The sequence below is a fragment of the Marinobacter zhejiangensis genome, assembly GCF_900114775.1.
GTDB classification, from domain to species: Bacteria; Pseudomonadota; Gammaproteobacteria; order Pseudomonadales; family Oleiphilaceae; genus Marinobacter; species Marinobacter zhejiangensis.
The window spans coordinates 301740-328662 of sequence record NZ_FOUE01000003.1 but is presented as its reverse complement, the minus strand read 5'-3'; the positions used below and the strand labels follow the sequence as shown (position 1 = coordinate 328662).

General features: G+C 59.3%; 32 protein-coding genes. 15 read left to right on the top strand and 17 right to left on the bottom strand.

What is annotated here, in order from left to right; translation table 11 throughout:
* Window positions 1-810 (top strand): crotonase/enoyl-CoA hydratase family protein, encoded by an 810-nt coding sequence (locus BMZ67_RS11420; RefSeq protein ID WP_092022697.1) that lies wholly within the window; start codon window positions 1-3, stop codon window positions 808-810.
* Between the two features lie 89 nt (window positions 811-899).
* On the opposite strand, the gene BMZ67_RS11415 is transcribed toward BMZ67_RS11420, so the two are convergent.
* Window positions 900-1223: an EF-hand domain-containing protein gene (locus tag BMZ67_RS11415; protein WP_175481908.1), complete on the bottom strand. Its 324-nt coding sequence runs from the start codon at window positions 1221-1223 to the stop codon at window positions 900-902.
* A gap of 552 nt (window positions 1224-1775) precedes the next feature.
* Here BMZ67_RS11415 and BMZ67_RS11410 point away from each other — a divergent pair.
* The 6 genes from BMZ67_RS11410 to BMZ67_RS11385 all read left to right on the top strand — a co-directional run bounded on the left by BMZ67_RS11410 (window position 1776) and on the right by BMZ67_RS11385 (window position 7608).
* Window positions 1776-4577: a monovalent cation/H+ antiporter subunit A gene (locus BMZ67_RS11410; protein ID WP_092022693.1), complete on the top strand. Its 2802-nt coding sequence runs from the start codon at window positions 1776-1778 to the stop codon at window positions 4575-4577.
* Entirely contained in the window at window positions 4577-4942 is a 366-nt protein-coding gene (locus tag BMZ67_RS11405) for a Na+/H+ antiporter subunit C (protein WP_092022691.1), read from the top strand. Before BMZ67_RS11410 ends, BMZ67_RS11405 begins: the two co-directional genes overlap by 1 nt.
* A complete protein-coding gene (locus tag BMZ67_RS11400) occupies window positions 4939-6456 on the top strand; it encodes a monovalent cation/H+ antiporter subunit D (protein ID WP_092022689.1) in 1518 nt (505 codons plus the stop codon). The genes BMZ67_RS11405 and BMZ67_RS11400 overlap by 4 nt, the downstream gene beginning before the upstream one ends.
* Complete coding sequence (locus tag BMZ67_RS11395) at window positions 6456-6944, top strand: Na+/H+ antiporter subunit E (protein WP_092022687.1); 489 nt, start codon at window positions 6456-6458, stop codon at window positions 6942-6944. Before BMZ67_RS11400 ends, BMZ67_RS11395 begins: the two co-directional genes overlap by 1 nt.
* Window positions 6941-7210 (top strand): K+/H+ antiporter subunit F, encoded by a 270-nt coding sequence (locus BMZ67_RS11390; RefSeq protein WP_092022685.1) that lies wholly within the window; start codon window positions 6941-6943, stop codon window positions 7208-7210. The genes BMZ67_RS11395 and BMZ67_RS11390 overlap by 4 nt, the downstream gene beginning before the upstream one ends.
* A 65-nt stretch (window positions 7211-7275) precedes the next feature.
* Window positions 7276-7608 (top strand): Na+/H+ antiporter subunit G, encoded by a 333-nt coding sequence (locus BMZ67_RS11385; protein ID WP_092022683.1) that lies wholly within the window; start codon window positions 7276-7278, stop codon window positions 7606-7608.
* 40 nt (window positions 7609-7648) lie between these two features.
* On the opposite strand, the gene BMZ67_RS11380 is transcribed toward BMZ67_RS11385, so the two are convergent.
* A complete protein-coding gene (locus BMZ67_RS11380; protein ID WP_092022681.1) occupies window positions 7649-8194 on the bottom strand; it encodes a DUF4112 domain-containing protein in 546 nt (181 codons plus the stop codon).
* 69 nt (window positions 8195-8263) lie between these two features.
* Here BMZ67_RS11380 and ppnP point away from each other — a divergent pair, with 69 nt between their 5' ends.
* The 3 genes from ppnP to BMZ67_RS11365 all read left to right on the top strand — a co-directional run bounded on the left by ppnP (window position 8264) and on the right by BMZ67_RS11365 (window position 11075).
* A complete protein-coding gene (gene ppnP / locus BMZ67_RS11375; protein WP_092022679.1) occupies window positions 8264-8545 on the top strand; it encodes a pyrimidine/purine nucleoside phosphorylase in 282 nt (93 codons plus the stop codon).
* Window positions 8546-8734: 189 nt separating this feature from the next.
* Complete coding sequence (locus BMZ67_RS11370; RefSeq protein WP_092022677.1) at window positions 8735-10381, top strand: fatty acid--CoA ligase; 1647 nt, start codon at window positions 8735-8737, stop codon at window positions 10379-10381.
* Window positions 10382-10586: 205 nt separating this feature from the next.
* On the top strand, window positions 10587-11075 hold the full coding sequence (locus BMZ67_RS11365) for a DUF4442 domain-containing protein (protein WP_092022675.1): 489 nt from the start codon (window positions 10587-10589) through the stop codon (window positions 11073-11075).
* A 5-nt stretch (window positions 11076-11080) separates the two neighbouring features.
* On the opposite strand, the gene BMZ67_RS11360 is transcribed toward BMZ67_RS11365, so the two are convergent.
* From BMZ67_RS11360 to BMZ67_RS11345, 4 genes are all read right to left on the bottom strand, one after another.
* Complete coding sequence (locus tag BMZ67_RS11360) at window positions 11081-12337, bottom strand: D-amino acid dehydrogenase (protein WP_092022673.1); 1257 nt, start codon at window positions 12335-12337, stop codon at window positions 11081-11083.
* A 100-nt stretch (window positions 12338-12437) separates the two neighbouring features.
* Entirely contained in the window at window positions 12438-12809 is a 372-nt protein-coding gene (locus BMZ67_RS11355; RefSeq protein WP_425434241.1) for a translation initiation factor Sui1, read from the bottom strand.
* Between the two features lie 25 nt (window positions 12810-12834).
* Window positions 12835-13362, bottom strand: a complete 528-nt coding sequence (locus tag BMZ67_RS11350; protein WP_092022669.1) for a DUF4136 domain-containing protein — start codon at window positions 13360-13362, stop codon at window positions 12835-12837.
* Window positions 13363-13396: 34 nt separating this feature from the next.
* Complete coding sequence (locus BMZ67_RS11345) at window positions 13397-14002, bottom strand: YigZ family protein (RefSeq protein WP_092022667.1); 606 nt, start codon at window positions 14000-14002, stop codon at window positions 13397-13399.
* A 26-nt stretch (window positions 14003-14028) separates the two neighbouring features.
* Between BMZ67_RS11345 and BMZ67_RS11340 the strand changes: the two genes are divergently transcribed.
* Entirely contained in the window at window positions 14029-14265 is a 237-nt protein-coding gene (locus BMZ67_RS11340) for a hypothetical protein (protein ID WP_092022664.1), read from the top strand.
* Here the strand turns inward: BMZ67_RS11340 and BMZ67_RS11335 are convergent.
* The gene (locus BMZ67_RS11335) at window positions 14224-15588 is read right to left on the bottom strand and encodes a sensor histidine kinase (protein ID WP_092022662.1); all 1365 of its coding nucleotides are present in this window, start codon (window positions 15586-15588) and stop codon (window positions 14224-14226) included. The two genes, BMZ67_RS11340 and BMZ67_RS11335, sit on opposite strands and share 42 nt — an antisense overlap.
* A complete protein-coding gene (locus BMZ67_RS11330; RefSeq protein WP_092023260.1) occupies window positions 15585-16271 on the bottom strand; it encodes a response regulator transcription factor in 687 nt (228 codons plus the stop codon). Before BMZ67_RS11330 ends, BMZ67_RS11335 begins: the two co-directional genes overlap by 4 nt.
* Before the next feature lie 162 nt (window positions 16272-16433).
* On the opposite strand from BMZ67_RS11330, the gene BMZ67_RS11325 reads away from it, so the two are divergent.
* Window positions 16434-16784: a Spy/CpxP family protein refolding chaperone gene (locus BMZ67_RS11325; RefSeq protein ID WP_092022660.1), complete on the top strand. Its 351-nt coding sequence runs from the start codon at window positions 16434-16436 to the stop codon at window positions 16782-16784.
* A 16-nt stretch (window positions 16785-16800) separates the two neighbouring features.
* Here BMZ67_RS11325 and BMZ67_RS11320 read toward each other — a convergent pair whose 3' ends face one another.
* The 4 genes from BMZ67_RS11320 to BMZ67_RS11305 all read right to left on the bottom strand — a co-directional run bounded on the left by BMZ67_RS11320 (window position 16801) and on the right by BMZ67_RS11305 (window position 21198).
* On the bottom strand, window positions 16801-18558 hold the full coding sequence (locus tag BMZ67_RS11320; protein WP_092022658.1) for a SulP family inorganic anion transporter: 1758 nt from the start codon (window positions 18556-18558) through the stop codon (window positions 16801-16803).
* A 19-nt stretch (window positions 18559-18577) separates the two neighbouring features.
* Window positions 18578-19840 (bottom strand): NAD(P)/FAD-dependent oxidoreductase, encoded by a 1263-nt coding sequence (locus tag BMZ67_RS11315; protein ID WP_092022656.1) that lies wholly within the window; start codon window positions 19838-19840, stop codon window positions 18578-18580.
* Window positions 19841-19905: 65 nt separating this feature from the next.
* Window positions 19906-20322 carry a protein tyrosine phosphatase family protein gene (locus BMZ67_RS11310; RefSeq protein WP_092022654.1) on the bottom strand — a complete coding sequence of 139 codons (417 nt, stop codon included), beginning with the start codon at window positions 20320-20322 and terminating at the stop codon, window positions 19906-19908.
* A gap of 9 nt (window positions 20323-20331) precedes the next feature.
* Complete coding sequence (locus tag BMZ67_RS11305; RefSeq protein WP_092023258.1) at window positions 20332-21198, bottom strand: MBL fold metallo-hydrolase; 867 nt, start codon at window positions 21196-21198, stop codon at window positions 20332-20334.
* Window positions 21199-21428: 230 nt separating this feature from the next.
* Between BMZ67_RS11305 and BMZ67_RS11300 the strand changes: the two genes are divergently transcribed.
* Window positions 21429-22571 carry a GNAT family N-acetyltransferase gene (locus tag BMZ67_RS11300; RefSeq protein ID WP_175481907.1) on the top strand — a complete coding sequence of 381 codons (1143 nt, stop codon included), beginning with the start codon at window positions 21429-21431 and terminating at the stop codon, window positions 22569-22571.
* Here BMZ67_RS11300 and BMZ67_RS11295 read toward each other — a convergent pair.
* A complete protein-coding gene (locus BMZ67_RS11295) occupies window positions 22568-23431 on the bottom strand; it encodes a CHAD domain-containing protein (RefSeq protein WP_092022652.1) in 864 nt (287 codons plus the stop codon). The two genes, BMZ67_RS11300 and BMZ67_RS11295, sit on opposite strands and share 4 nt — an antisense overlap.
* Before the next feature lie 167 nt (window positions 23432-23598).
* Here BMZ67_RS11295 and BMZ67_RS11290 point away from each other — a divergent pair, with 167 nt between their 5' ends.
* Together BMZ67_RS11290 and thpR are read left to right on the top strand one after the other, a co-directional pair.
* Window positions 23599-24279, top strand: coding sequence for a hypothetical protein (locus tag BMZ67_RS11290; RefSeq protein ID WP_092022650.1), 681 nt, complete (start codon window positions 23599-23601; stop codon window positions 24277-24279).
* A complete protein-coding gene (gene thpR, locus BMZ67_RS11285) occupies window positions 24279-24821 on the top strand; it encodes an RNA 2',3'-cyclic phosphodiesterase (RefSeq protein ID WP_092022649.1) in 543 nt (180 codons plus the stop codon). The genes BMZ67_RS11290 and thpR overlap by 1 nt, the downstream gene beginning before the upstream one ends.
* Before the next feature lie 2 nt (window positions 24822-24823).
* Here the strand turns inward: thpR and BMZ67_RS11280 are convergent, their stop codons facing one another.
* From BMZ67_RS11280 to BMZ67_RS11265, 4 genes are all read right to left on the bottom strand, one after another.
* A complete protein-coding gene (locus BMZ67_RS11280) occupies window positions 24824-25039 on the bottom strand; it encodes a dodecin (RefSeq protein ID WP_092022648.1) in 216 nt (71 codons plus the stop codon).
* A 90-nt stretch (window positions 25040-25129) separates the two neighbouring features.
* Complete coding sequence (locus BMZ67_RS11275) at window positions 25130-25441, bottom strand: AzlD family protein (protein WP_092022647.1); 312 nt, start codon at window positions 25439-25441, stop codon at window positions 25130-25132.
* Window positions 25438-26151, bottom strand: a complete 714-nt coding sequence (locus BMZ67_RS11270) for an AzlC family ABC transporter permease (protein WP_092022645.1) — start codon at window positions 26149-26151, stop codon at window positions 25438-25440. Before BMZ67_RS11270 ends, BMZ67_RS11275 begins: the two co-directional genes overlap by 4 nt.
* Before the next feature lie 48 nt (window positions 26152-26199).
* Window positions 26200-26880, bottom strand: coding sequence for an NAD(P)H-binding protein (locus BMZ67_RS11265; protein WP_092022643.1), 681 nt, complete (start codon window positions 26878-26880; stop codon window positions 26200-26202).
* Between the last annotated feature and the right edge of the window lie 43 nt (window positions 26881-26923).

The window sequence follows — 26923 nt, the reverse complement described above, 5'->3', positions numbered from 1 at the left end:
ATGAGCACTGACAATCAGCGGGTCCTGCTGGACATCCAGCAGGGCATCGCCACGGTTACCCTGAACCGCCCGGACAAGTACAACGGGCTGGATATGGAGATGTTTGACGCCATCACCAAGGTGGCCAAAAAGCTGAAGAAAGACCGCAGCGTGCGCGCCATTATCCTGAATGGCGCCGGGGAAGCCTTCTGTTCCGGACTGGATGTGGGCAAGGTCATGAAGAACCCGGTTAACGCACTAAAGCTACTTATTAAGCCCGGACGTAAAATCAGCAACCTCGCGCAGGACGTTGGTTACCTTTGGCGCCAGGTGCCCGCGCCGGTCATCGCCGTGACCCATGGCTACTGTTTTGGCGGCGGCTTCCAGATTGCCTTGGGCGCTGACTTCCGTTTTTCCACGCCAGACTGTGAATTCTCCATCATGGAAAGCAAGTGGGGGCTGATTCCGGACATGAGCCTGACGGTCACCCTGCGTGAGCTGATCAGCATTGATCTGGCCAAGGAACTCACCATGACCGCTCGCCGGTTCGATGGCAACGAGGCCAAAGCAATGGGCCTGGTCAGTCGCATCTGCGACGACCCGCTGGCCCAGGCCCAGGCGTTTGCGGAAGAGCTTGCCCAACGCTCACCCGATGCCGTTGCCGCCAGTAAACTGCTGTTCAACCGCACCTGGACGGCAACCGACAAGACAGCCCTGGACTGGGAAACCCGTCTCCAGAAAAAAATCATCGGCCGCGCCAACCAACGAACCGCCATTGCCCGCAACACCGGCAAGCCGGAGCTGGAGTACCAGGAACGCCGGGACCTCTGACCCGCTGACCCTCACGCGGCAAAATAAAAAGCCCCGGGCAAACCATACCCGGGGCTTTTTTTATACCACCGTTGCACAACGGCTATGCCTTACTCCCAGGACATGGCACCTTCATCGAACTCTTCACGAGTGATGTTGCCATCGCCGTTACTGTCCCGCATTTCGAGATCCGCCGGATCTCCCATATCGGGCTGGCCTGCCGCTGTCGCGCCGTAGACGTTCAGCTCTTCGGCGCTGATCACACCATCTGCATTGGTATCGAGAACGTCAAAGTCGGGAGCCTGATGACTGGAACTGTCCATATCCCCGGCCATTGGATCTCCTGACGCCTCACTGTCGGAAGCGGCAAAGGAAAAGGGCGACATCAATAATAGAGAAAGGGCTGTCGCACAGGTAATGAATCTGATTTTCATAGCAGTCTCCTGATAATCGCATTGTGCTTTCATCATTGACCACACCATGGTGTCCGGAACCTCTCCAGAATCACCGGTCACTAACAGCTCCTCCGTACACCCAGCTTCAGTTTGGCCACAGCGAAGGAGAAGACTCCGGGCATTCGCCCGGTTCAACTATTAAGGACCCTGAACCTCACTTTATCCAATGAACATTGATTAATTTTTAAACAATACGAACAACAGACCCACGCTCGGGTTTCCCCCGCCCGCCCCAGATTCACTTGACCTCAGAGCCTCGCCACGTATCATCTGCGTTCGCGTATAAAGATTGCGGAGTACACATGGCTGACAGGCCCAGTCTGACCCCAGGCCCGGTTTTCCTGCGTTTCCCGGTGTACACTGCTGTACTCTGGGGCCGACTTCCGTACTTTCCGGATCCACCTTCCCTGCATTGACCTTGCCCTTGCCGTTTTGTACCGCAAAGATGCGGCTGTAACCAACGGCAACTAAACTCAGACAGCAAAAACCACTCTGTCCAACGCGTGACACCGAACCAATAATGAGGTTGCGATGACCCTGTCGCTGGTCGTTTTACTGCCTTTTCTGGGGGCAATTGCCGCGCCCCTGTTTGCCCAGGCGGGCCGAACCGCCATCGCTATCGCGTCGTCTGTTCCGGCGCTGATCGCCCTGGCGATGCTCTTCCCCCACTGGACAACCCTGGCCGAAGGGGGCGTGTTCCAGGAGAGCCACAGCTGGCTTCCCGCTATCGGGATTTCACTCAGTTTCCGGCTGGATGGGCTATCCCTCCTGTTTGCCCTGCTGATCCTGGTCATTGGCCTGCTGATCATCCTGTACGCCCGCTACTACCTGAAACCCTACGAGAACGTCGGCAAGTTTTACGCGTTGCTGCTGTGTTTCAAGGGCGCCATGCTGGGCATCGTGCTGTCGAGCAACCTGCTGCTCATGTTGGTGTTCTGGGAGCTGACCAGCCTGGTCTCGTTCCTGCTGATCAGTTTCTGGAATCAGAAGCAGGACGCTCGCCGGGGCGCAAGGATGGCACTTGCCGTCACCGGAGGCGGCGGACTTGCATTGCTTGCGGGCATCCTGATCATTGGCCGGATTGTTGGCAGCTATGAGCTGGACGATGTCCTGGCGGCTGCGGACCTGATCAAGGCACATGAGCTGTACCCTTTCGCCCTGACCCTCGTACTCCTGGGTGCCTTTACCAAATCGGCCCAGTTCCCGTTCCATTTCTGGCTGCCCCACGCCATGCAGGCCCCCACACCAGTGTCGGCCTACCTGCACTCTGCCACCATGGTGAAGGCAGGGATTTTCCTGATGGCGCGCCTGTATCCGGTATTGGCGGGTACCGACCAATGGTTCTTCATGGTCAGCTTCACCGGCATGGTGACGCTACTGATCGGCGCCTACGTCGCCCTGTTCAAGCATGACCTGAAAGGATTGCTGGCCCACTCGACGGTCAGTCACCTGGGTCTGATCACCCTGCTGTTTGGCATGAACACCCAGCTGGCGGCTGTCGCCGCGCTGTTCCACGTGATCAACCACGCCACCTTCAAGGCCTCCCTGTTCATGGCCGCCGGCATCATCGACCACGAAACCGGCACCCGTGACATGCGGCGGATCAACGGCCTCTGGCGTTTCATGCCTCACACGGCCACGCTGGCGATGGTGGCGGCATCATCCATGGCGGGTGTACCGCTGCTGAACGGCTTCCTCAGTAAGGAAATGTTCTTTGCCGAATCACTGTCGCTGAACCTGCCTGGCATCTGGGCCTACCTGCCACCTCTGGTCGCCACCGTGGCTGGTATCTTTGCGGTCGCCTATTCGGCACGTTTCATCCATGACGTCTTCTTTAACGGCAAACCGGTGGATCTACCCATCTACCCGCCGCAGGAACCCCCCCGTTATATGAAGATACCGGTGGAGATCCTGGTGTTCGCCTGTGTGATGGTTGGCATGTTCCCCGCCATCTCCATTGGCCCCCTGCTCCACGCCGCCGCCTTTGCTACTTTGAACGGTGATGTTCCGGAGTATCACCTGGCGATTCTGCACGGATTCAACTTGCCACTGCTTATGAGCTTCCTCGCCTTCTTTGGTGGCCTGCTCATGTACAGCCAGCGGCAACGGTTCTTCGATTTCCACGCCCGCTTTAAGGAAATCGATGAAAAGGCGGTGTTTGAAAAGGTGGCCATGTGGCTGGAAGACCGGGCAGCGGCAATCACTGCACGGCTTGAGAATGGTTCCTTGCAGCGATACGCCATGCTGCTGGTGGCCAGTGCCGTTGTGGTGGCGTTGTCGCCCATTGAGCGCCTGGGTATCTTCATCGGCAGCAATGGCCTGTCGCCCATCGACTGGCCCACGCTGATTGGCGCGGCGGTTCTGGTGCTCACTGCCCTGGGCACAGCGGCACTTCATCGGGACCGGTTCTACGCCTTGGTAATGCTCAGCGTCGTCGGTCTGCTGGTGGCTCTGACCTTTGCCCGTTTCTCGGCACCGGACCTGGCCATGACCCAACTGTCGGTGGAAGTGGTCACCATTGTGTTGCTGATGCTGGCGCTGTACTACATGCCATCCTGGACCCCCATTGAAACTTCCTGGCCACGACGCCTGCGGGACCTGACCATTGCGCTTACGGCAGGTGCGGGTATGACGATAATTACCCTGGCCATGCTGACACAGCCGTTTGACTCCATTTCCAGCTATTTCATCGCCAACAGTAAGCCCGGCGGTGGTGGCACCAATGTGGTCAACGTCATCCTGGTGGACTTCCGGGGCTTCGATACCCTGGGCGAAATCACCGTGCTGGCGATCGCTGCGCTTGGTATTTACGCCATGCTCAAGAATACTGCGCTCACGCCCCCTCCGGGTGACGGTCTGGGCCACCCCTGGACCCGCGATGCCCACCCGCTGATGCTGAAACAGATTGCGCGGCCGATGCTGCCGCTGGCACTGATGGTTTCGCTGTACATCTTCCTGAGGGGCCACAACCTGCCCGGTGGTGGCTTTATCGCCGGCCTGATCACCGCCGTCGCCCTGGTTCTGCAATACATCGCCAGCGGTATCGGTTGGACGGAAGACCGGATTCCCATGCGTTACCACAACGTGATTGGTCTTGGGCTGCTGTTCGCCACGATCGCCGGCGCCGGAAGCCTGGCCTTCGGCTATCCGTTCCTGACATCAGCCTTCGGGTACATCACCTGGCCTGTGGTGGGCAAATTTGAGGTTGCCTCTGCCATGGTGTTCGACCTCGGTGTGTATCTCACCGTTGTTGGCGCAACCCTGCTGGCACTGGTCAGCATCGGCAAGCTGTCGCCACACTCGGCCATCAAAAGCACCAAGGGAGGTATGTGATGGAACTGGCCTATGCCCTGATCATCGGTACCCTGACAGCCTCCGGCATTTATCTGGTCCTGAGAGCCCGGACCTTCCCGGTAGTGGTCGGCCTGACCCTGCTGTCCTACGGCGTCAACCTGTTCCTGTTTGCGACCGGCCGGCTTGCTACTGGCGGCCAGCCGATAATCGGCAGCACAGAACAGTACGCCGACCCGCTGCCCCAGGCCCTGGTTCTGACTGCGATCGTGATTGGCTTTGCGATGACGGCATTTGTTGTGGTGCTGGCGCTCCGGAACCAGGCCGACAATGAAGATGACCATGTGGATGGACGCAAACGCGAAATCCATACCGACATTGAGGAAAAGGAGGAATCCGGTCGATGAATCACTGGCTGACCGCTCCGATCCTGATTCCCCTGCTGGGGGGAATCATTCAGATATTTATCGGCTATGCCCCGATTTCTCTGCGTCGCACCCTCGCGCTCGCCACAACGGTCTTGCTGCTGGCATCGACCATTGCCTTGCTGGCGCTGGCCAATGATGGCAATTACCGGGTCTACGCCTTTGGTAACTGGGTGCCGCCGTTTGGCATTGTGCTGGTGCTCGACCGACTGGCCGCCTTGATGCTGCTGATGACCGCTGTGCTGGCGTTCTTCGCCCACCTTTACGCCATCCACCGGGCGGATGAAAGCAGCCGTCAGTTCCATGCCCTGTTCCTGTTCCAGCTGATGGGCCTGAACATCGCGTTCCTGACCGGCGACCTGTTCAACCTGTTTGTCGCCTTTGAAGTGCTGCTGATTGCATCCTACGGGCTACTCATGCAGGGAAGCGGAACTGAGCGTACAGTGCCCAGCCTGCACTACGTCGTTCTCAACCTTGTGGGCTCATCCTTGTTCCTGATCAGTGTTGGCATGATCTACAGTGTCACCGGCACCCTGAACATGGCTGACCTGGCGGCCAAGGTTCCCTTGGTCAGCCCCGAGGACCAGCCGCTGCTGCAGGCCGGCGGGCTCATCCTGCTGGTAGTCTTTGGCCTGAAGGCTGCCATCCTGCCCCTGTGTTTCTGGCTGCCCCGGGCCTATGGCAACGCCACCGCACCGGTTGCAGCGCTGTTCGCAGTCATGACCAAGGTCGGCTTCTACGCCATTGTCCGGGTATTTACGCTGATCTTCGGCCCCAACGCCGGCCCGCTGGCCAACCTGGGGCTTGACTGGCTGTTTGTGCTGGCCCTGGCGACCCTCGCCATGGGCGTGATCGGCGCGCTCGGCGCAAGAAACCTGCGCACCCTGATCACCTGGCAGGTCATCATCTCCGTCGGCACCCTGCTGGCGGCGATTGGACTGGGTACGGAAGAAGGCACCTCCGCTGCGCTGTTCTATATGCTGAACACCACCTGGATCGTTGGTGGGCTGTTCCTGGTGGTCGATCTGGTGGCCGGTCAGCGAGGATCTGCGGCGGACCGCATCGTCACCGCACCGAAAATGCACAACCGTACGTTCCTGAGTGTGTTGTTCCTGTTGGGTGCTGTAGCTGCGGTAGGGCTGCCCCCGTTAAGCGGGTTCTTCGCCAAGCTGCTGATTCTTCAGTCAGCAACCCCCGGCCCTCAAATGGGCTGGCTCTGGAGCGTGCTGATCGGCGGCAGCTTCTTTACCTTGATCGCCTACAGCCGGGCAGGCTCTATCGTGTTCTGGCGTACGGTCGAAGGGCATATCAGCAAACCGGCACCACTAACCAAGCCGGTTACCGTTGCTGCGAGTGGTCTGATCGGTATGGCCATCGCCATCGTGTTGCTCGCTGGCCCGATCAGCGCCTACGTTGACGCGACGGCCGCCCAGCTGTTCAACACTAGTGAATACCTGAACGTGCTTAACATTCCAGTCGTTGCGGAGGGCCTGTGATGCTGGCTCGAATTGGCTTACCTCAACCGTTCCTGAGTCTGGTGCTGTTCCTGGTCTGGCAGCTTCTCAGCGATGGCATTAGTGGGGGCAGTGTCGTGATGGGAGCGATACTCGCGTGGGCGTTGCCACTACTGACCCGCGGATTCTGGCCGGAGCGTCCGGCCATTGTCAAAGGCTGGCTACTGCCCCTCTATGTACTGCGGGTTCTGCTGGATATTGTGGTCGCCAGCCTGGCGGTGGCCCGGCTGGTGCTGGGTACGCGAAAGCCACGGCCTGCGTTTATTTCCTACCCAATCAGCCTCGAACATCCGTTGGCGATCACCATGCTGGCCAGCACCATCTCGTTGACCCCGGGAACCGTCAGCGCCGATGTCAGCGATGATCAACGGCTTCTGCTGATCCACGCCCTGGACGTTGATGATGAACAGGAAGTGATTGACGCCATTCGCCAGCGTTACGAGAAACCTCTGCAGGAGATCTTCCAATGATCACTACAGCCTTGCACATCACCATCGCCATGGTGACCCTCGCGGTCCTGCTGAATGTATACCGCCTGATCAAGGGCCCCGACGCCCCGGACCGGATACTGGCCCTCGACACCCTGTATGTGAATGCCATTGCCCTGATCATTCTGCTGGGAATTGCCCTGGGCACCCGGTTGTACATGGAGGCCGCGCTGTTGATCGCCGTCATGGGGTTTGTCGGCACCGTCGCCATGGCCAAGTACCTGAAACGCGGCAGCGTCATTGAATAAGCTGATGCTTGGGTAACCCCCATGCCTGGCGGGTTAAACTGAAGAGTTAAGCTGGAGAGTTAAGTATGTCCCCCATCGCTGAATACCTGATCGCCGGTCTGCTGCTGATTGGCGGCGCCTTCACCCTGATCGGCGCCATTGGCCTGGCACGCATGCCGGATTTCTACACCCGGCTTCACGCGCCCACCAAAGCCACCACGGTTGGTGTCGGGGCGATTATGCTCGCGTCCATCAGCTACTCGTCCTACCAGGGAGCCGGTATCGACACTGCCGAGCTGCTGATCACCGTGTTCCTGTTCATGACCGCGCCGGTCAGTGCCAACATCCTGGCCAAATCCGCCATGCACCTTGGTGTAAAGCACATGCCTGAAACCCGCGGTAAGCCCTGGGATCAGTAATCTCAACCCTGGGGCCATTGGCCACAGGAAATAGCGGGCATCACACGGTGGCCGCTGGTACCCATCCCTGGGTCAGAGCCTCCATCAACCTCATCAACAGCAATTCGTGTGCTAGAGCAGCCAGCAGCCAGATCATCAGCGCCCCAAACCCGGCAATCAGCAGGTACGAAAACCAACGGCGTTGGCGCTTGTCAGGATCGAGTTTTTCAGTAATGTGACGACGCAGGAGGCGGGCGTTACGGTCGTTCGCTTTCCAGACCACGTCGAAGATATCGCCCAGCACCGGCACCAGGCCAATCACAAACTCCGCCAGCAGGTTTGCCAGCATTCGCAGCACCACACCACCCCCGGCGCCCAGTCGAACCGCTTCAACCACCAGGTAAAGAGACAACACTAAAGCGATCAGATCGCCGAGCCCCGGCAGCAAGCCCAGGATCGGGTCCAGCCCAAACCGTATGTTAGTGCCGGGTACCCGAAACTGGCTGTCCATACGCCCGGCATAGGCATCCAGCCGGTTCAGCGACCGCTCGTATCGCTCCCGCTCTTGTTGAGCTATCGGGGAGGCTGAGGTTTCCTTCGATTGCATGAAAATTGTCATTCCCAGTTAGAGTTTTTGCCGTATAGTAAGCGCCCAATTATCTTGAGGAGCTTAATAATGCTGAAGGTTAACGAATATTTTGACGGCCAGGTCAAATCTATTGCGTTCCAGACTGCCACCCTCCCGGCCACCGTTGGCGTCATTAGCCCAGGCGAATACGAGTTCGGTACCAGCCAGAAGGAAACCATGACAGTTATCAGCGGCGCCCTGACTGTTCTGCTGCCCGGTATGGACGAGTGGATGACCTACGGTGCTGGCGACGCTTTTGAAGTCGCGGCCCAGGCCAGCTTCAAGGCCAAAGCCGACATCGACACTGCCTATCTGTGCACCTACGAGTAAGCCCTTCGTCGGTTTATCAGGTATTGCACGAAGCCCGCTTATGCGGGCTTTTTTTTCGCCTCCAAATGTCGCCCGCTTTACATTCTTTTGGGGTGAACTTGTGCCAACCTGAATGGATAAAAAACCAAGAATGTCGATAACTTATAAACTATAAAATGTCGACAACCTATAAAAAGGAGCTTACATTCCATGGTGCAGACAAAAATCCTCCCCTCAGCGAGCAATGCCTACCAATACCCTCTGCTGATCAAGCAGTTGTTGCTGTCAGGCCCACGCTACTCCCCTGACCAGGAAATCGTCTACGCCAACCGGGGCAGCTACACCTACACCGAGCTGGTCGAGCGCATCCACCGGCTTGCCAATGCACTGACCGCTGCGGGTGTCAAAGCCGGTGACACGGTCGCCGTACTGGATTGGGACACCCCCCGCTATCTCGAATGCTTCTTTGCCATCCCAATGATCGGCGCGATTCTGCATACCGTGAACATCCGTCTGTCTCCCGAGCAGATCGTGTACACCATGAATCACGCCGAAGACAAACTCGTGCTGGTACACGACGACTTCCTGCCGGTTCTTGAAAGCGTGAGTGACGAGCTGGAAACCGTCACAGGTTACATCCAGCTCACCGACAACGACAGCGCCAACACCACCAGTCTGAATTCGCAGGGTGAATACGAACAGTTGCTGGCCCAGGCCGACACTACCTTTGATTTCCCCGACTTCGACGAAAACAGTGTCGCCACCACGTTCTATACCACCGGCACCACCGGCAATCCAAAAGGCGTGTTCTTCAGCCATCGCCAGCTGGTTCTCCATACCCTGGGTATGACCGGCAGTCTCGCAGCTTACGATGAAGCGCCAATGCTGCGTTCCTCGTCGGTGTACATGCCGGTTACCCCGATGTTCCACGTTCACGCCTGGGGAGTTCCGTACGCCGCCACCCTGCTGGGAATCAAGCAGGTCTATCCCGGCCGCTACGAGCCCGAGCTGTTGGTCGACCTGGCCAAGGAGCACAAAGTCACCTTGTCCCATTGTGTACCAACCATCATGCAAATGATGATGGCCACAGAGTCCATCAAAACCGCTGATCTCAGCAACTGGCATGTGCTCATCGGTGGCAGCGCGCTGACCAAAGGGCTGTGTGACGCGGCAGCCAAACTCGGAATCAAGATGTACACCGGCTACGGTATGTCTGAGACCTGCCCGTTGCTGAGCGTCACTCACCTGTCGCCGGACGACCTGGAATTGCCGCTGGAGCAGCAGACTGAAAAGCGGGTCAAGACCGGCATCGCCGTGCCCATGGTGGACATTCGCATCGTCGACCCGGAGGGGAACTCACTCCCTCACGACGGTGAAACCAAAGGGGAAGTGGTTGCCCGTGCACCCTGGCTGACTCAGGGCTACTTCAAAGAACCGGCCAAAGGGGAGGAGCTCTGGGAAGGCGGCTGGTTGCATACCGGCGACGTTGCCACGATTGACCCAGACAATACCCTGGTGATCCGCGACCGCATCAAGGACGTGATCAAAACCGGAGGCGAATGGCTTTCTTCCCTGGACCTGGAAAACATGATCAGCCAGCACCCGGCGGTGGCCGCGGCAGCTGTGGTCGGGGTTCCCGACGACAAGTGGGGAGAGCGCCCACACGCCCTGGTGACCCTGCGTCCGGGAGCCGAGGCCTCCAAAGCCGACCTGCAGTCCCACCTGATGGCGTTTGTGGAAGCCGGCGACATCAACAAGTGGGCGATTCCGGAGAACATCGATTTCGTCGATGACATCCCCAAAACCAGTGTCGGCAAACTCAACAAGAAGCTGATCCGCGACCAACTGGGGCACTAAGCCCCGCCAGGCCCGCAGGGGAATCCCTGCGGGTCCGATTCAATCCCCCGCCACCTTGTACCAACCCTGATGTAAACCTGTCGTAACGCTGTCCCACACGGTTATAATCCTGCCCGGTTCAAATGGCCTTTCCCCTGAGCCATCCATTTCCCCGAATATTCATCCATTTTGATGAAGTTCGCTCAAGAAGCGAGGATATTCCGCCATGATGTCGAAACTTCGACACTGGATCAGTAGCCCGAACGGCATCCGAAAAATCATCAACGTCTACGGTCCCTATGTCGGAGCGGGCGTGCGGGTTACCCAGATTGCCGACGATTACAGCTCAGCCACGGTTGAGATGAAGCTCAGCTGGTACAACACTAACTACGTAGGCACCCACTTTGGCGGTTCGCTCTACAGCATGGTCGACCCGATGTACATGCTGTTGCTGATGAACCGTCTGGGCAAGGACTACATTGTCTGGGACAAGTCGGCCTGCATCGAGTTCGTCCGCCCCGGTCGCGGTACCGTATCGGCGCATTTTGAGGTCACCGAAGAAAAGCTCCAGGAAATCATCCAGGCCACCGCTGATGGCAAGAAATACCTGCCGGAATGGGATGTGAATATCGTTGATGAGCAGGGGGAAACGGTGGCAACGGTACGCAAGGTGCTGTACGTGCGCAAAAAACAGCAGCCGGGCGAACCCGGCTAACCAACTCAGGCCAGCCCGGTAAAGGCGAAGTTCACCTCTGGACGTTTACCCTGAACAATATCTGCCAGCGCCGCTGCGGAACCACAGGAGTGAGTCCACCCCAGGGTTCCGTGGCCAGTATTCAGGAACAGGTTGCCATAATGGCTCCGGCCGATGTAGGGGACGTTGGAGGGCGTAGCCGGGCGCAGCCCGGTCCAGAACTCGGCCTGATCCCAATGCCCCGCATCCGGCATCAGTTCGGCGCTGCGGCGAACAATGGCACGACAGCGGGTGGGATCCAGTTCCCGGCTATACCCGTTGAGCTCAGCGGTGCCTGCCACCCGTAGCCGATCCCCTAACCGGGAATAGACCAGCTTGTACTCATCGTCCGTGAGGCTCACCTGATAGGCAGCCTCCTCGCTCTTGACCGGTACAGTAATGGAATAGCCTTTTGCCGGGTAAATGTTCAGCGTCAGTCCCAGTTGGCGCGCCAGAATGGCACTGAAGCTGCCCAGGCTGAGTACGTAGCTATCCGCCCTGAGGGTTTCGTGGACACCGTCTTTCAGTGTGTGCACCCCCAGAATCCGCTCCCGGGTGTGGTCAAAGCCCAATACATCCGTGCTGTAACGGAACTGCACCCCGGCCGCTTCGGCCTGCTGCGCCAGCGCCTGGGTAAACTTGCGGGCATCACCCGACTCGTCCTCGCTGGTGTAAGTGGCACCGGCAATGCGGTGACGGAACGGCGCCATCGCTGGCTCCAGTTCCACGGCCCGGTTCGCATCCACCACCTGACGGTCACATCCCAGCTCACGCATCTGGCGGGAGGGCTCCAATGCCGCCTCGAACTCGGCTGGATTGGTGTAGAAGTGCAGGATGCCTTTGCTGAGCTGGTCATACTGGAGGCCCAATTCGTCCCGGAGTGCCTGCAAGCAGGACCGGCTATAGGTGCCCAGGTTCACCATCTGGCGGATGTTGTAGGCCGCCTTGGCCGACGTGCATTGACCAAGAAAACTGATCGCCCAGCGCCACTGCGCGGGATCAAGGCGGGGTTTGAACAGGAGTGGTGCATCTGGCTGGCTGAGCCACTTGAGCACTTTCAGTGGTGCGGACGGGTTGGCCCAGGGTTCCGCGTGAGATACCGAAACCTGTCCACCATTGGCATAACTGGTCTCAAGACCAGCCTTGCTCTGGCGATCCACTACGGTCACGTCATATCCGGCTTTGCGCAGATACCAGGCCGACGTAACCCCGACCACTCCGGCTCCCATTACCAGAATGTGCATTCCTTATCCTCCGCTGGAACATCCACCTATAGAAACTGCCATGATAACGGGCCATGCCCGGGAATGATCGACGACCTTTGGCCACCCCCCAGGCAGACCCTCAGCCACCGGCACGCTTGACCACCCAACCTTCCGCCTGCAACAAAGGCACCAACACGTCACGCTGGTCACCCTGAATCTCCACGACACCGTCTTTAACCGTGCCACCGGTGCCACACCGGGCCTTCATTACCTTCGCAAAGGCTTTGAGTTCCGCGTCCCCGAGCGGGATTCCGGTTACCAGTGTAACGCCCTTGCCCTTCCGGCCCTTGGTTTCACGGCTAACCCTGACCACACCGTCACCGGCGGGACGTTCGTCATTCTTGCACTGACATTGATCGGTGGGTTGGCGGCATCCGGGGCACATCCGGCCCTGATCGGTTGAGTACACCAGGCCACCGAGGTCTTTGAGCGATTGCTTCTTCATGGTCAGTCCAAGCTAGATATGAATGGATCGATTACAACGCTGGCGGATACAGGGCAAACATATCAGTGACCGATTCATCAATCAGCTCACTGCGGGTTTCCGGGCTCTGGTTCTCGTTGAGGTAGCGCTTGCTGATAGCCTGCCAGACAACCTGCTGCGTGTTCCGATCAGCGAGCCGGACCACCAGCTTGCCCTCGGTGACTTCACGCACCTGCGGCGCCGTTGCCAGACCCCAGCCGAAATTGCGATGACCAAACCCCACCCCATAGGAAAACCCATAGGTTTCGAGCCGGTCTTCCTGAACCAGCTGATAGGACACCAGCAAATCTGCCTCGTCGGCATCTCGCCGCACCAGGTTCTTGGCGTTCAGCTCACGCACCAAGGCCGCTTCCACCCGGGCACTGTCCAGCGACAGGAACCCGGATTCCTGCTGGTCACCAGAAAAGGCCCAGGACTGGTACTGATCAAATGACGCGGCTGCATCGTAATCAGTCACAACATTTGCTGCACAGCCGCTCAACACGACACACAAGGCAAGTATGAGGTGGGTTATGCGCATGATCTATACCCTCCAGAGCCAGAATTTTTCACCTTCAATCAGGATCACTGTACCGTATTTTATGGGCATCGCAGAATGCCTTGAATAACGACAGCGCCTCTTCAGGCACCCCAACCCGTGCTGTCACCGCAGCCCCGTAATTCACCTCATCAATCTGGCAGCCGTGCTGCTGACACCAATGCCGGACCGGCTGCTCTTCGGCAAATCCCATTTCTATTTCCAGGCCTTCCAGCACCGGCTGCACCACACGCCCGACCTGGGACAGCACCGACTCCGCAGCCCCCGCGTAGGCGCGCACCAATCCACCTGCGCCCAGCTTGATGCCGCCGAAATAGCGGATAACGATAACCAGCACGTCTCCCATGTCTTTGTGCTGTATCACATTCAGGATCGGTTTCCCGGCGGTGCCGGACGGCTCACCGTCATCATTCATGGCCGCTTCCGCGGCGGCGCCAGGTCGGCCTACCTGGTAGGCCCAGCAGACGTGGCGGGCATCCGGGTGGTCGGCATGGGCCTGATCCACATAGCCTCGAACCTCGTCCCGGTTAGCCACCGGAGCAACCCGGGCAATGAAACGGCTTTTCTTGACCTCAGTCTCGCATTCCAGGAAACCAGCAGGTATGGGATAATCTTTAGCCATGTTGAAAGGTCCTGAGCGTACCGAATATGCCAACAGACACCGCCCCCTCACCAGGAACCGCGCCCGCCGCAAAACTGAAAAAAGCCGGTTGTGGCTTCCGGTTCTGCGACGACGAGCTGCAGGAAGGTATTGATTTCTCTAATGCAAATCAACTCCTTCCCGTGGATCCGGACGAAGCCTCCGAAGATCTGGAAGAAGCCTCCAGCGCCAAAGATGCGTCGTTAGCCTGCGACAAAGACCGGCAACCGGATAACCACGGCTAACCCCTGGTTGTCGCCTCCCGACATCGGGAGTTCGCCGTTATGGCTTTCGGCCTTACCGGCATTGTGGGCGGCAATAGTACCATCATGGGAACGGATGATGCCTTGCGCAATCGCCAACCCAAGCCCCCAGCCTTGCCCCGTGCGGGCTTTATCAGCCCGGTAAAAGGGCTCAAACAGATGGGGCAGCAGCTCGTCGGCAACGCCCGGCCCCTCATCGGTGATCGAGATCACTACCTCCCCCCCTGACAGCGCAACCGAGCAGTGCACCACCTTTCCCGGCGGGGTATGATCCAAGGCATTCTGTAGCACGTTGTCCAATGCCCGCTGCAAAAAGTGCCGATCCCCGAGCACTGAAATCCCGGCACTGTCCGCAGACGCCTCGAGGTGACAGTCCACCCCCTGGTGTTCAGCGTAGTCCGCCGCATCAGCCAGTACTTCCTGAAGTAACGCCACCGGCTTTACCGCCGCCCGCTCAAACTCGGACGTCTGCTCCAGCACCTGATACAACGACAGAATCTGAGCCGTCATGCTCTCCAGCCGCTCGTTCTGACGAAGAATGCTCGCCATCAGCTCCGGGTCAGCGCCACTGTCCGCCGCAAGTTCAATGGCAATTCGCTGGCGCATCAAGGGTGTTCTCAGGTCATGGGAAATGTCCCGTAACAGGTGTTTCTGGCGCTCCAGCAAGTGACAGAGCTGATCCGTCATACCATTGAAGGCCGTCGCCAGAGCACCAATCTCGTCCATCCGGTTGGCGATCCGGTGGCCCACCCGCAACGACCGGTCGCCATCGGCGATGGCCCGGGCCGTACCTTCCATGTGGCGTAGTGGGCGGGCAATCAGGCGCGCCACCCACCAACAAGCCAACGAAACCAGCACCACCGCCAGTCCCCACTCAACCCACCGGAAAACGCGGGGGTCCAACCACCCAGCCTCCCCGGCCCGGGGCCAGGCCACCAACCGGTAGTCGTTATCGAACTCAACAACGGCCGGGCGCTGGTGGTGCCAGCCCCGCTCCATCCGCTGGCGAACCTCGTCCGGCAGTCGCTCCTCCAGTTCGTCGTCCAGCAGCACAATTCTCAGATCCAGCTCATGGCTCTGCTGAAACAGGTAACGCCGCATGGCACCTCGCCCCTCTTGCTCACGGATGCGGATCGCCTCTTCACCCACCTGCCGCAGCTCATGCTGTCGTTCAATCCCGGACCGCTCGCGCTCCACCAGCTCGCGGGTGACCAGGTTGCTGATCACAACCGTCCCGGCCATCGCCAGCCAGATCATCAGGAAAATTCGCCAGAACAGGGGAAACCAACGCCGACGCCCACTCATGACGCCACCCGGTAGCTGTAGCCAAGACCCCGCACCGTCTCGATACGGGCCTGGCCATCCTCACCCAGCTTGCGGCGCAGGTTACTGATATGCATGTCGAGGGTACGATCATGGGTCGCCAGGCGCCGGCCCAACGCCCACTGCATCAGGTCGGTCTTGCGAACCACGCTGCCAGCATGGGCCAGCAATACCTGAAGCACTTCAAACTCGGTGGCTGTCAGGTCCAGAGGCTGGCCCCGCAGCAACACCCGGCGGCGCTCCGGCTCAACGGTAAGGTCTCCCACCGCGCTCACCTGGGCAGGCTCCACTTTCTGATCCCAGCTCACACGTCGCAGCAAAGCCTGCAGGCGCGCCACCAGCTCCCTGGGATTGCAGGGTTTGGGGATATAGTCATCCGCCCCGACCTCAAACCCGACGATACGATCCGTTTCATCTCCCCTGGCAGTCAGCAGCACCACGGGAAGGTGGGTCCGGGCGCGCAACTGGCGCAGCACTTCCAGTCCGCTAATGTCTGGCAGCATGATGTCCAGAACCACCACATCGCAGAGGTACTCTTCCGCCAGCGCCAGACCGTCCTGACCACAGGCCGCCTCACGCATCGTGAAGCCCTGCCCGCTCAGGTATCGCGCCAGCAGGGTTCGTAACTCCTCATCGTCTTCAATCAACAACACGCGGTTCTGCACATCATCCCCCACACTCAACCTGCCAAGATTCTAGCACGCCCCCCAAAACCCTCCGGCGAGCACCCAACGGGCTTTGCAAAACCTTTACACAGCGCTGACAACCGTTGACAAAGCGATGACTACACTGTGAGGCAACAGATACACAACCACAGGAGTTGAATGATGAAACAGACCAAACTGACCCGCTTTCTTGCCCCTGCCCTGCTGTGCTCAACCATCCTGGCAGCGCCAGTCGCCTTTGCCGATCGTGATGGCCATGGTCCGCGCCACCACATGCCGGATGAAGCCATGTGTGAACGCCTGCAATCCGGGGAGGCGCCAGCCAACCGGGAAGACCGCCGCGAACGTATGGAAGCCCGGTGGGCGGAAATGGCAGATCGCCTTCAGCTGACCGAAGAACAGCGTCAGACCTGGACCGAGATCCACGAAGAACAGAAGCAAGAGTGGCAGGAACGGCGGGATGAGCACCGTGCCCGCCTGATGGAACGTTGTGAGGAACTCGACGACAAGTAACTAGCGCTCACGCCCGTTACCCTCCCTGGGTAACGGGCTTCTCTTTCGCCTTGGCCGGTGTTGCGTTCACCAGGGTACGCCAGGCTTCATAGGTACTCAGGAAGATGCTCCCTCGCAGTTCCCGACAGAACTCCGTTCGCCTCAGGCGATCCATAACCGGACCTTTGACTTCCGCCAGGTGCAACGTAATGTCTGCTTCCGCCAGCCGTTTATCGATGGCTTCCAGACTTTCCAGGGCTGAGGCGTCAATATCATTCACCGCCTGGCAGGCCAGTACCAGATTCTTCAACCGGGGCCGCGCAGATACCAATTCCAGAACCGTATCCTCGAGGTAACGGGCGTTGGCAAAGTACAGGCTTTCATCCACCCGCAGAATAATCGTGGCGTCATCGGTACGGACATCGTGACGGCTCACATTACGGAAATGCTCGGTACCCGGAATCAGGCCAACCACCGCACTGTGAGGACGACTGGTCCGATACAGATACAACCCCAGGGATATACCCACCCCAACGAGAATCCCCAACTCAACGCCGTGAACCAAGGTCAACACAATGGTGGCCAACATCGCGGCACCATCCGCCTTGGAGTACGACAAGGTGCGACGAATCGCCGAAAAATCAATCAGGGTGCTGATCGCGATGATAATGGTGGCCGCCAGGGTTGCCTTGGGTAGATACGCCAGCAAGCCGGTCATGGTCAGAGTGGCAATCGCGATGCCCAGAGCCGTTAGGGCTCCGGCGACTGGCGTTTGTGCGCCCGCTTCAAAGTTCACCACGGAGCGCGAAAAACCACCGGATACCGGTGATCCACCGCCCACGCCAGCCCCCACATTGGCCAGCCCAAGGGCAATCAACTCGGCATTGGGATCAATCCGTTGCCGCCGTTTGGCTGCGAGGGTCTGCGCTACCGACACCGACTCGACAAACCCCACCAGACTGATCAGTACCGCTGCCGGCAACAACGTGCTCCAGATCGCAGGGTCCAGGGGCGGCAGGCTGATGCTGGGCAGGCCGCTGGGCACTTCGCCCACCAGCTTGACGCCGGCTTCGCCGAGATCCCAGAACCAGGCTGCGGCTGTCGTGACAATCACCGCAGACACCGGCGCCGCCTTGCTGGACAGATCCGCCAGCCGCTCAGACAGGCCAATGGCCACCAATGCCGGTTTGAGGAAGCGCCGGCACAGGTAGAGATACACCAACACGCCGCCGCCAATCACCAGGGTGACCGGGTTGATGGCCGCAATCTGTTGCCAGAGCCCCCGGCCCATTTCCAGCAGGTTGTGGCCGCCGCCCTGGATTCCCAGGATATGGCCAATCTGGCTACCGGCAATCAGGATGCCCGACGCCGTCACGAATCCGGATATCACTGGATGGCTGAGAAAGTTGGCCAGGAAACCCAGCCTGAGAACCCCCATGGCAAACAGGATCAGCCCTGACAGGGCCGCCAGCACCAAGGCCGCTCCAACGTATTCAGGAGACCCGGCCTGGGCAATGCCCCCCAACGCCGAAGCCGTCATCAACGAGGCAACCGCAACCGGCCCCACCGCCAGCGTGGCACTGGTTCCAAAGAGGGCGTAAACCACAAGCGGAATCATACTGGCATAAAGCCCCACTTCCGCAGGAAGGCCCGCCAGCAATGCGTACGCCAATGCCTGGGGCACCAGCATCAGGGTCACAATGACCGCCGCCAGGCTATCACTGACAAAGGTCCCACCGTTATAGTCCTTCAACCAATGGACGATGGGTAGAACCCTGGCAAACCGATTCAACATCAACCTCGCTCCGCGCAACTTACACTTGTCGGTTGGCTGGTTTCGCCAGCCATTCATGCCCTTTGAGCATGCCATTCCAATAAATCCAGGGCAGCTGCTTGGCTTTCAGCCACCACGCCATCCGGGTCGCCTTGGTGCCGTCGTTCAACCACGTCGGGAAGGTTGGCTGCAGAGCCCCCTCATAACCAAATTCCGCCAGTACGATACGCCCGCGCTCAACAGTCAGCGGGCAAGAGCCATACCCAAGATAGGCCGCTTTCAGGGGCTGGTCACGCAAAGACGCCAACAGGTTCTCTGCCACCACCGGCACTTGCTTGCGGACCGCCGCCATGGTCTTGGCGTTAGCGGTACCACTGGCATCCCCCAGGCCAAAAATCGTCGGGTATTGCGCGTGCTGCAGCGTTTCCGGGTTCAGGTTAAGCCAGCCGTCAGGGTTGGCCAGTCCAGAACGGGCAATAAACTCCGGCGCGATTTGCGGAGGCACAACGTGGATCATGTCAAACGAGCGCTCCACCGTTTCCGTTTCCTCACCCACGGTTTTGGCGAAGCGGGCCACTTTCGCCTTCCCATCGACGGCAATCAGCCGTTCCTGGAAGTTGAGTTCAACGCCATACATCTCCACATACTTCATCAGTTCGGGTACATAGGCATCAACACCAAACAGCACAGCACCGGCGTTATGAAAGGACACATCAATCGTCTTCAGGCAGCCGTTCCGACGCCAGTGATCCGCTGACAGGTACATCGCCTTCTGGGGAGCACCGGCACATTTGATGGGCATCTGGGGCTGACAGAACAACGCCTTGCCCTGCTTAAGCTGCTCCACCAGCGACCAGGTATAGGGTGCCAGGTCGTAACGGTAGTTGGAGGTTACCCCGTTCTCACCCAGCGTATCGGTCAGACCCTCAATAGCATCCCAGTTCAGCACCAGGCCCGGCGCAACCACCAGACGCTGATAACCCAGACGGCAGCCATCAGCCAGAGTAACCGTATGCTCTCCGGCGTCGACCCGTTCCGCCGCTTGCCGGTACCATTGGCAGCGATCTGGAATAACTGACTCCGTTCGCCGGCGTGTACTTTTTGCGGAGAACACTCCGCCCCCCACCATGGTCCAGCCGGGCTGGTAGTCGTGGGTGGTACTTGGGTCAAGGAGCGCAATATCCAGATCCGGCTGCCGTTTCAGCAGGCTCGCCGCCATTGCCACACCCCCGGAACCTGCACCAATGATGACCACATCATGGTGCCGTATCGGGTAATCAGAACAATTCTTGTCATTATTCATTTGGGATCTTGCCTCCGAAACCGAACCTGACCACCTTGCCTGTCAGGCTCGCAGTCACTGTCGTTTCACTTATCCAGCAATTCCTTGATGGGCTGGGGATCATGGCCCGCATCGTGGGCTGCTTTGAGCAATTGGGGGATATTGCAGTGCGGCGCTCGCGCCCTCGCCTGCGCCCACATATGCACCGCCCGGCGCCCGGTTCGGCAAAAGGCCAGAATCGGCGATGGCACGCTGTCGAGGGCCTGCCCGAAGGCCGTCACATCGGCATCGCTATAGCTGCCGGAAGCCACGGGAATACAGACCCAGGCAAGTCCGAGATCAGCGGCCGCGCGAGCGAAGGCATCTTCACCCTCGTAGCCCTCTTCGCCCGCTTGCCGATTGCAGATCACCGACTGGAATCCCTGCGCTTTCACATCCGCCAGCTCTTCAGGCGACAGCGAATCGGCTATGGCGAACTCCGATTCGAGGTGATGAATCTTCATACCCACCCCCTAAAAACGGTTGATTGGGACTTTCAGGTAGACCTGGCCGTTATCTTCCGCCGGCGGCATCTCACCGGCCCGCATATTGACCTGGACCGAGGGCAGGATCAGGCGAGGCATATCCAATGTGGCATCACGCTCAGTACGGAGCCTGACGAAATCTTCTTCACTCATGCCGGTATGGACATGAATGTTGCTGGCCAGCTGCTCAGCGACGGTGGTCTTATGCTGGTACTCGTCCCGACCTGGTGCCTTGTAGTCGTGGCACAGGAAAATACGGGTCTCAGGCGGCAAGGCCAGCACCTTCTGGATCGACTGGTACAGGATGTGGGCACTGCCACCGGGAAAATCGCAACGTGCGGTGCCGGCATCGGGTGCAAACAAGGTGTCGCCGACAAAAGCGGCATCGCCGATCACATAGGTCAGGCACGCCGGAGTGTGTCCCGGGGTATGCAGGATAAGGGCATCCAGGCCACCCACCTTGAAGGTATCTCCTTCCTCGAACAGGCGATCAAACTGACTGCCATCGCGGGCAAACTCGGTACCGGCGTTAAAGGCCTTACCAAAGATTTCCTGCACCTCAACAATCCTGGCACCAATGCCGGTCTTACCATTCAGTTTGTCTTTGAGGTACGGGGCAGCGGACAGGTGATCGGCGTGAACGTGGGTTTCCAGAATCCACTCGACGGTCAGGCCATTGTCCTGGACGTAACCGACGATCTCGTCTGCGGAGCGGACATCGGTCCTTCCCGAGGCATAATCAAAGTCGAGAACCGAATCAACAATCGCACAGGAACTGCTTTCGGGGTCCTTCACCACGTAACTGAAGGTGTTGGTTGGCTCATCGAAGAAGCATGTAACGACTGGCTGCTGCATCATCGTTCCTCCATCGTCCGTTTGGGTTGACTGTATCGTTGCCCTCTAATAAAACACATTTATAGTTATAAGCATAGATCATTTTTTTATATAAAATATAATTACCGTCATTGCCTCACCCAATGATCAGCACTGCCTCCGCTCGCCCGGAGCCAGAAAACACCCGCGACGGGTGTATGCCAAGGCGTTTGCCGGTATCGTGTGCGATAGCCACCATCCGGATAGACTCCATGCCCGACCTGACCCTGCACACGGTTGCCTCCATCGCTGACATTCCCGAAGCCACCTGGGACCGCTTCAGCGGTACCGGCAACCCCTTCCTTCGACATCGCTTCCTAGCGGCTCTGGAAACTTCCGGGTGCACCACTCGCGGTACCGGATGGCAACCGGCCCACATCGAATTCCGGCTGGACGACGCCCTTGCCGGGGTTGCCCCCGCCTACCTGAAAACCCACTCCATGGGGGAATACGTGTTCGACTGGGGCTGGGCCGATGCCTATCAACGCCACGGCCTGCCCTACTATCCCAAGCTGCTGGTTGCGGTACCTTTTACCCCAGCGGAAGGGCCAAGGTTGCTGCTTAACCCGCAGCACCGGGAACGGTTGACCCCAGACATGATCCACAACGCCCTTGACCGGCTGATAACGGAACTTGGTGCCCATTCCTGGCACCTGCTCTTTCCAGACGCTGAAGACCAGGCACTGCTCAACCTGCCAGGGTCCCTCCATCGTCTGGGCTGCCAGTTCCACTGGCATAACCGGGGCTATCACCAGTTCGACGACTTCCTGGCAACACTCACCTCACGCAAACGTAAATCGATCCGGCGGGAGCGACAGCAGGTCGCCGAGCAAGGCATCCAGTTCCGACATTACCCCGGTCAAGACGTGCCCCTGCGGGTGCTTGCGGCGTTTTATGAGTTTTACCGAGCCACCTACTTCAAACGGGGCCAGCACCCCTACCTGAACCTGGACTTCTTTCAGGCCTTGCAGCAGCGGCAACCCGAACAGCTCCACCTGATCATGGCAGAAAAAGACGGAGCACTGATCGCAGGCGCCCTCTTCCTGATCGGCGAAGACACGCTCTATGGCCGATACTGGGGGTGCCTGGAAGAGTACAACCATCTGCATTTCGAAACCTGTTACTACCAGGGAATCGAGCTGGCCATTCGCCACGGGCTGAGCCGCTTCGATGCCGGCGCCCAGGGAGAGCACAAGCTGATCCGCGGTTTCGAACCCATCCTTACTCATTCCTGGCATGGCATCAGTCACCCGGACTTCCGGGCGGCAATCGGCAACTTCTGCCGGGACGAGCGCCTTCAGGTGCAGGCCTACCGGGAAGAAGCGCTGTCTGCATTGCCCTTCCGGCAAGGTTAACCGGACAATTTGAGGGTGCGGACGAACTGAGCTGGCCCGGCCGCCAGAATGGGACCGGCGCGCTCGTAGACCTCGGCCTGCAGCTGCTGTTCCCCCATGATCAAGGCACGGCGTAACCGGTTCCAGCTAACCTGAGTCAGCTTCAACCGGTCGGCGTTGGCCGCCAGGTACTCGTCAAGAACGGCCACGTCGTTGGCGAGGCCCTGAAGCTCCGTCAATGCCTTCAGCTGCCCCACCAGCCGACGCCCCGGCGCCGACATCAGCGGCTTGAGAAAACGCAGGCTGTAGTAAAGATCCTTACTGCGCCGGCGGAAACGGTGAAAATCATCCGCCACACCCGTTTTTCGCGCCATCAGCTGAGCCCGCCTGGCTCGCCGATACACCCATGCCACTCGCAGCTCGAGTGCCGCGATACCCTCAGGTATCTCAAACTCCGGCTCCCTGTGGCACCGCGCCTCAGCTTCCTGAGCCAGCCCGAGAAACATGGCATCACGCCCATCCAGCGCCGCCGGAGTCTCGGCCAGCTCCGCCAGCCAATGCCCGACCGGGTGGAACGCTTTCGACTGCAACAGAGGCATATTCGCCTGCAGCATCTGCCAGGTCGCCGGCATAACCGCTGTATCCCTTTCTGCGGACAATCCCGCTGCCAACGACCGGTAGAAGCGCTGGTTCGCAGCCCCCCCACCCAATAGTCGTATCAGAGCCCGCAGCTCCTTGCAGCCGCGCCGCGCCAGATGTACGCCCCGTTCCGGCTCCCGACAAGCCATCAACAAAGCCAACGCCAGGTTTTCATTGAGTGAACGATACAAACTCCGCAGCTCGGAACCCAATGCCCGCTTGGGCTTCAGCCGATAACGCATGGCGACCTCCCCCTCAAATCCAGGCCATCGAAAGCCTCCCGGCCTCACCCCCAGCCACTACTCAGAATAGACCACCAAACCGGGCTTCTCACCCGCCAAAGGTACCGGGGCTGGTCTACACTAAGAACAGCTCACCACGATGCCCCACCCGCCAGAGGCCAGGAGTTATGGACGCCGGAAGCCTGCTCGCCAATCTGTTTGCGCTGTCAGAGGGCTCTCTGCCATTGATCCTGGCGGCAACAGGGTTGGTCCTTGCCCTGATTGCCCTCATTTCCAGCCGAAGAATCAGTAGCCGCTGCCAGGAAGATCTGGAGCAGACCAAGCAGCGGCTCGATACGCTCTGGCATGAGATGGATGACCTTCGGGTGGAACAGTTTAACGGCTCAGGCAGGCCAACCCCTGAGAGCTCTCCGCTGGACTCCGACCGTCTCGGTGTAGAGAAAACCGCCTACGACCGGCTCTGGCCACTGGTCTGCGACCTGCACGATAAACTGGGCACGTTCCTGCGGGCTGCGGAAACTGGGGAAGCCGCCTCCGATAGCCGGGTTCAGGCCCGCAACGCGGCACTGGAAGCGCGCACAGTGCTGAACAACGTCCGGCCGTTTTGTTCCGCCCACGTCGATGATCTTGCCAGTCGGTTGATTGACCACGAGATTAAGGCCCACCTGGCGGGCTGCCAGTATCAGGACCTGCGCGATGAAACCGGGAATCAGGCGGAGGGAGAGCGGGAGCGCCTGCATCAGAAGTTTCGTCTGCTGTATGATGGCGATTGCCGGGAATTGATGAACCAGCTGATTGAAGCCATCCGCCGGCGGATGATCAGGGGCACGGAGCATTTACACCGCTAATGAGCGATCAGTTACGGTTGTTTACCGGTATCGAGTTACCGGTCGCCATCCGCCACTCCATTCAAAACTGCCTGGGACATGTTCCGGGAATCCGCTGGCAGTCGTTCCACCAACTGCACCTGACCGTGAACTTCATTGGGTCTGTCGAAAAATCTGCCGCCGAGTCTGTCCAGGCGGCCGTGCGCGCCACCGCATTTACTCCGTTTAACCTGACCATCACCGGCGCCGGCCATTTCAAGCACCGGGCAATCTGGCTGGGAGTAAAGCCGGAAGCGCCGCTCAGCGCCCTTCATCAGCAAGACAGAGACCAGCTGGCCGCCTTGGGGCTGGATATGGAGGAACGCCGGTATCGCCCCCATGTGACCATTGCCCGGATCCCCCGAATGGCCAAAAGTGTAAACCGGGACAGCATTGGCCGCTGCGTGGAGGAACTGCAGGCATTCAGCGCCCCACCATTCGAGGTGAACCACCTGAGCCTGTTTGCCAGCACGCCCAGCGCTAACGGTTCACGCTATGAGGTCATTGCCCGCTCCGGCGGTTAGCGCTAACTGCCTTCAATGCGGAAACCAACCTTCATCACCACCTGGTAATGGGCAACCTTGCCGTCAACCACATGGCCACGGGTCTCCTGCACCTCAAACCACTCCATGTTGCGAATGCTCTTGCTGCATTCCTCCAAGGCACTGCTAATGGCGTCTTCGATGCTGTTCTTGGACGAGCCGACCACTTCCACTTTCTTGTAGGTGTGATGATTGGACATGGGAACCTCCGTAGAGCGCAGGGCGCCGGGACTCAAGGGTTACCCTTTGAGCCTAGTCCAGCCCCGACATTCTGCACAGCACCCCGGAACTCACCCCAGGTAGCGAACCAGCGCCGCTGTGGCAATACCCAGTGCGATGGCAGGCAGAGGTTTACGAATCAGCAGCACAAGCACCGCGGTTGTCAGCAGGGCCAGCCTTGCACCGGCGTCCCCTTCCCAGGCCATGGGTACGATGATGGCGATCAGGACCGAACTGGCCATGGCATTGATGAAGCTTTCAATGCGGGGGCTGATGCGCACAAAGGACATCAGGAACACGCCGCCAAAACGTGTGGCGAGCGTAACGACCGCCATGATGGCGATCAATGCGAGGGTGCCTAATGCCGTAGTTTCGATGGTCATGGCTGCTTGCTCCCCTCTAGCCAGAAGTAGCCCACAACGCCGCCAGCCAGTGCCCCGATCACCACATGGGTGTTGGGTGGCAGCCACCAGTAGGCGGCCATTGAGGCCAGCGCGGCGACACTCCAGGCCACCAGCACCCGTGGTGATTTCTTACCGCCCAGCGCCATGGCCAGCAGGAAGCAGCCCAGGACCATGTCCAGCCCAAGAGCCTGGGGATCCTGCAACAACCCACCAAAATACACCCCCAGCAGGGAGCCCAGCAGCCAGGCCAGCCACAGTACCAGCCCTCCACCCAGAATAACCTCCAGGTTACGGCGACCATTCTGGTAGTCCTGGGCCGCCACCGCCCAGTTGGCATCGGTCAGCACCAGCAAAATGCCGTAGCGCTGACCGACCGGCAGCTCCCGCAACATGGGGTACAGCGACGCCCCCATCAGCAAGTGTCGGGAGTTGATGGCAAACACCACGGCAACCAGCGGCAGAACCGATACCTGGGTTCCCCACATGTCCAGAGCCGCAAATTGCGAGGCGCCGGCAAATACCGTGGTACTCATCAGAATGGACTGCAGCGGGCTCAGGCCGGCCTGGCTGGCAGCCAGGCCAAACGCGGCACCAAACGCCACCACAAAAAGCGAGATGGGCAGAAGGCGAAAAAATTCAGCCCGGACTTTGCCGGGCTGCAAATGATAAACGGGTGTGAAGGGATTCATTCATGAACGCTAAGGAAATTGCGCGGCACTGCGAATAGGCACTTTCCACTACGTGGATGCGACCGCCAGCGCCACAATGTCCTCGTAGTGACGCTCTTCTACCCGCGGCCCGGTCAGTTCCGGCAGAGACAGCTCCCGCACCTCGTTGACCATGGCGTGGGCCACCATGTCCGCCTCCACCCCGCGATAGCGGCTCAACGGGCCAATCAGCCCCCGATTAAGCAACGGCATGACCCTGGACAGCGCCGCCTCGCCCAACCGGTGCTCCTGGCGATGCCCCAGTAGAAGGCCGGGGTGGTAGATCGACAACAACGGGTAATGCAGTGCGATGATGTCCCGCTCGAGTTCGCCTTTCACCCGGTTGTAGAACACCGTCGATGACGGCGAGGCGCCAACGGCCGACATCAGTAAAAATGCCTTGGCACCACGGGCCTTGCCGATGCGAGCCGCTTCCAGACAATAGTCGTGATCAATCCGGTAAAAACGCTCCCGGGAACCCGCCTGACGAATGGTAGAGCCCAGGCAGCAGACAATGACATCCACTTCAAAGAAATGGGCCGAGGCCTCAAGGTGCTCGAAGTCTGCCTCCGCAGCGGTCAGCTTTGGGTGCGTTTGCGCCAATGGGCGGCGCGTGAGGGTATACACCCGCTCAACCTCCGGTGTTGCCAGCAACCCCTGCAAACAGTGGTTCCCGGTCAACCCGGTCGCCCCGAGTAACAATACTTTCATGGGAAGCGATTCCCTTAAGATAAGGCACGTTGTTAGGGCTGCC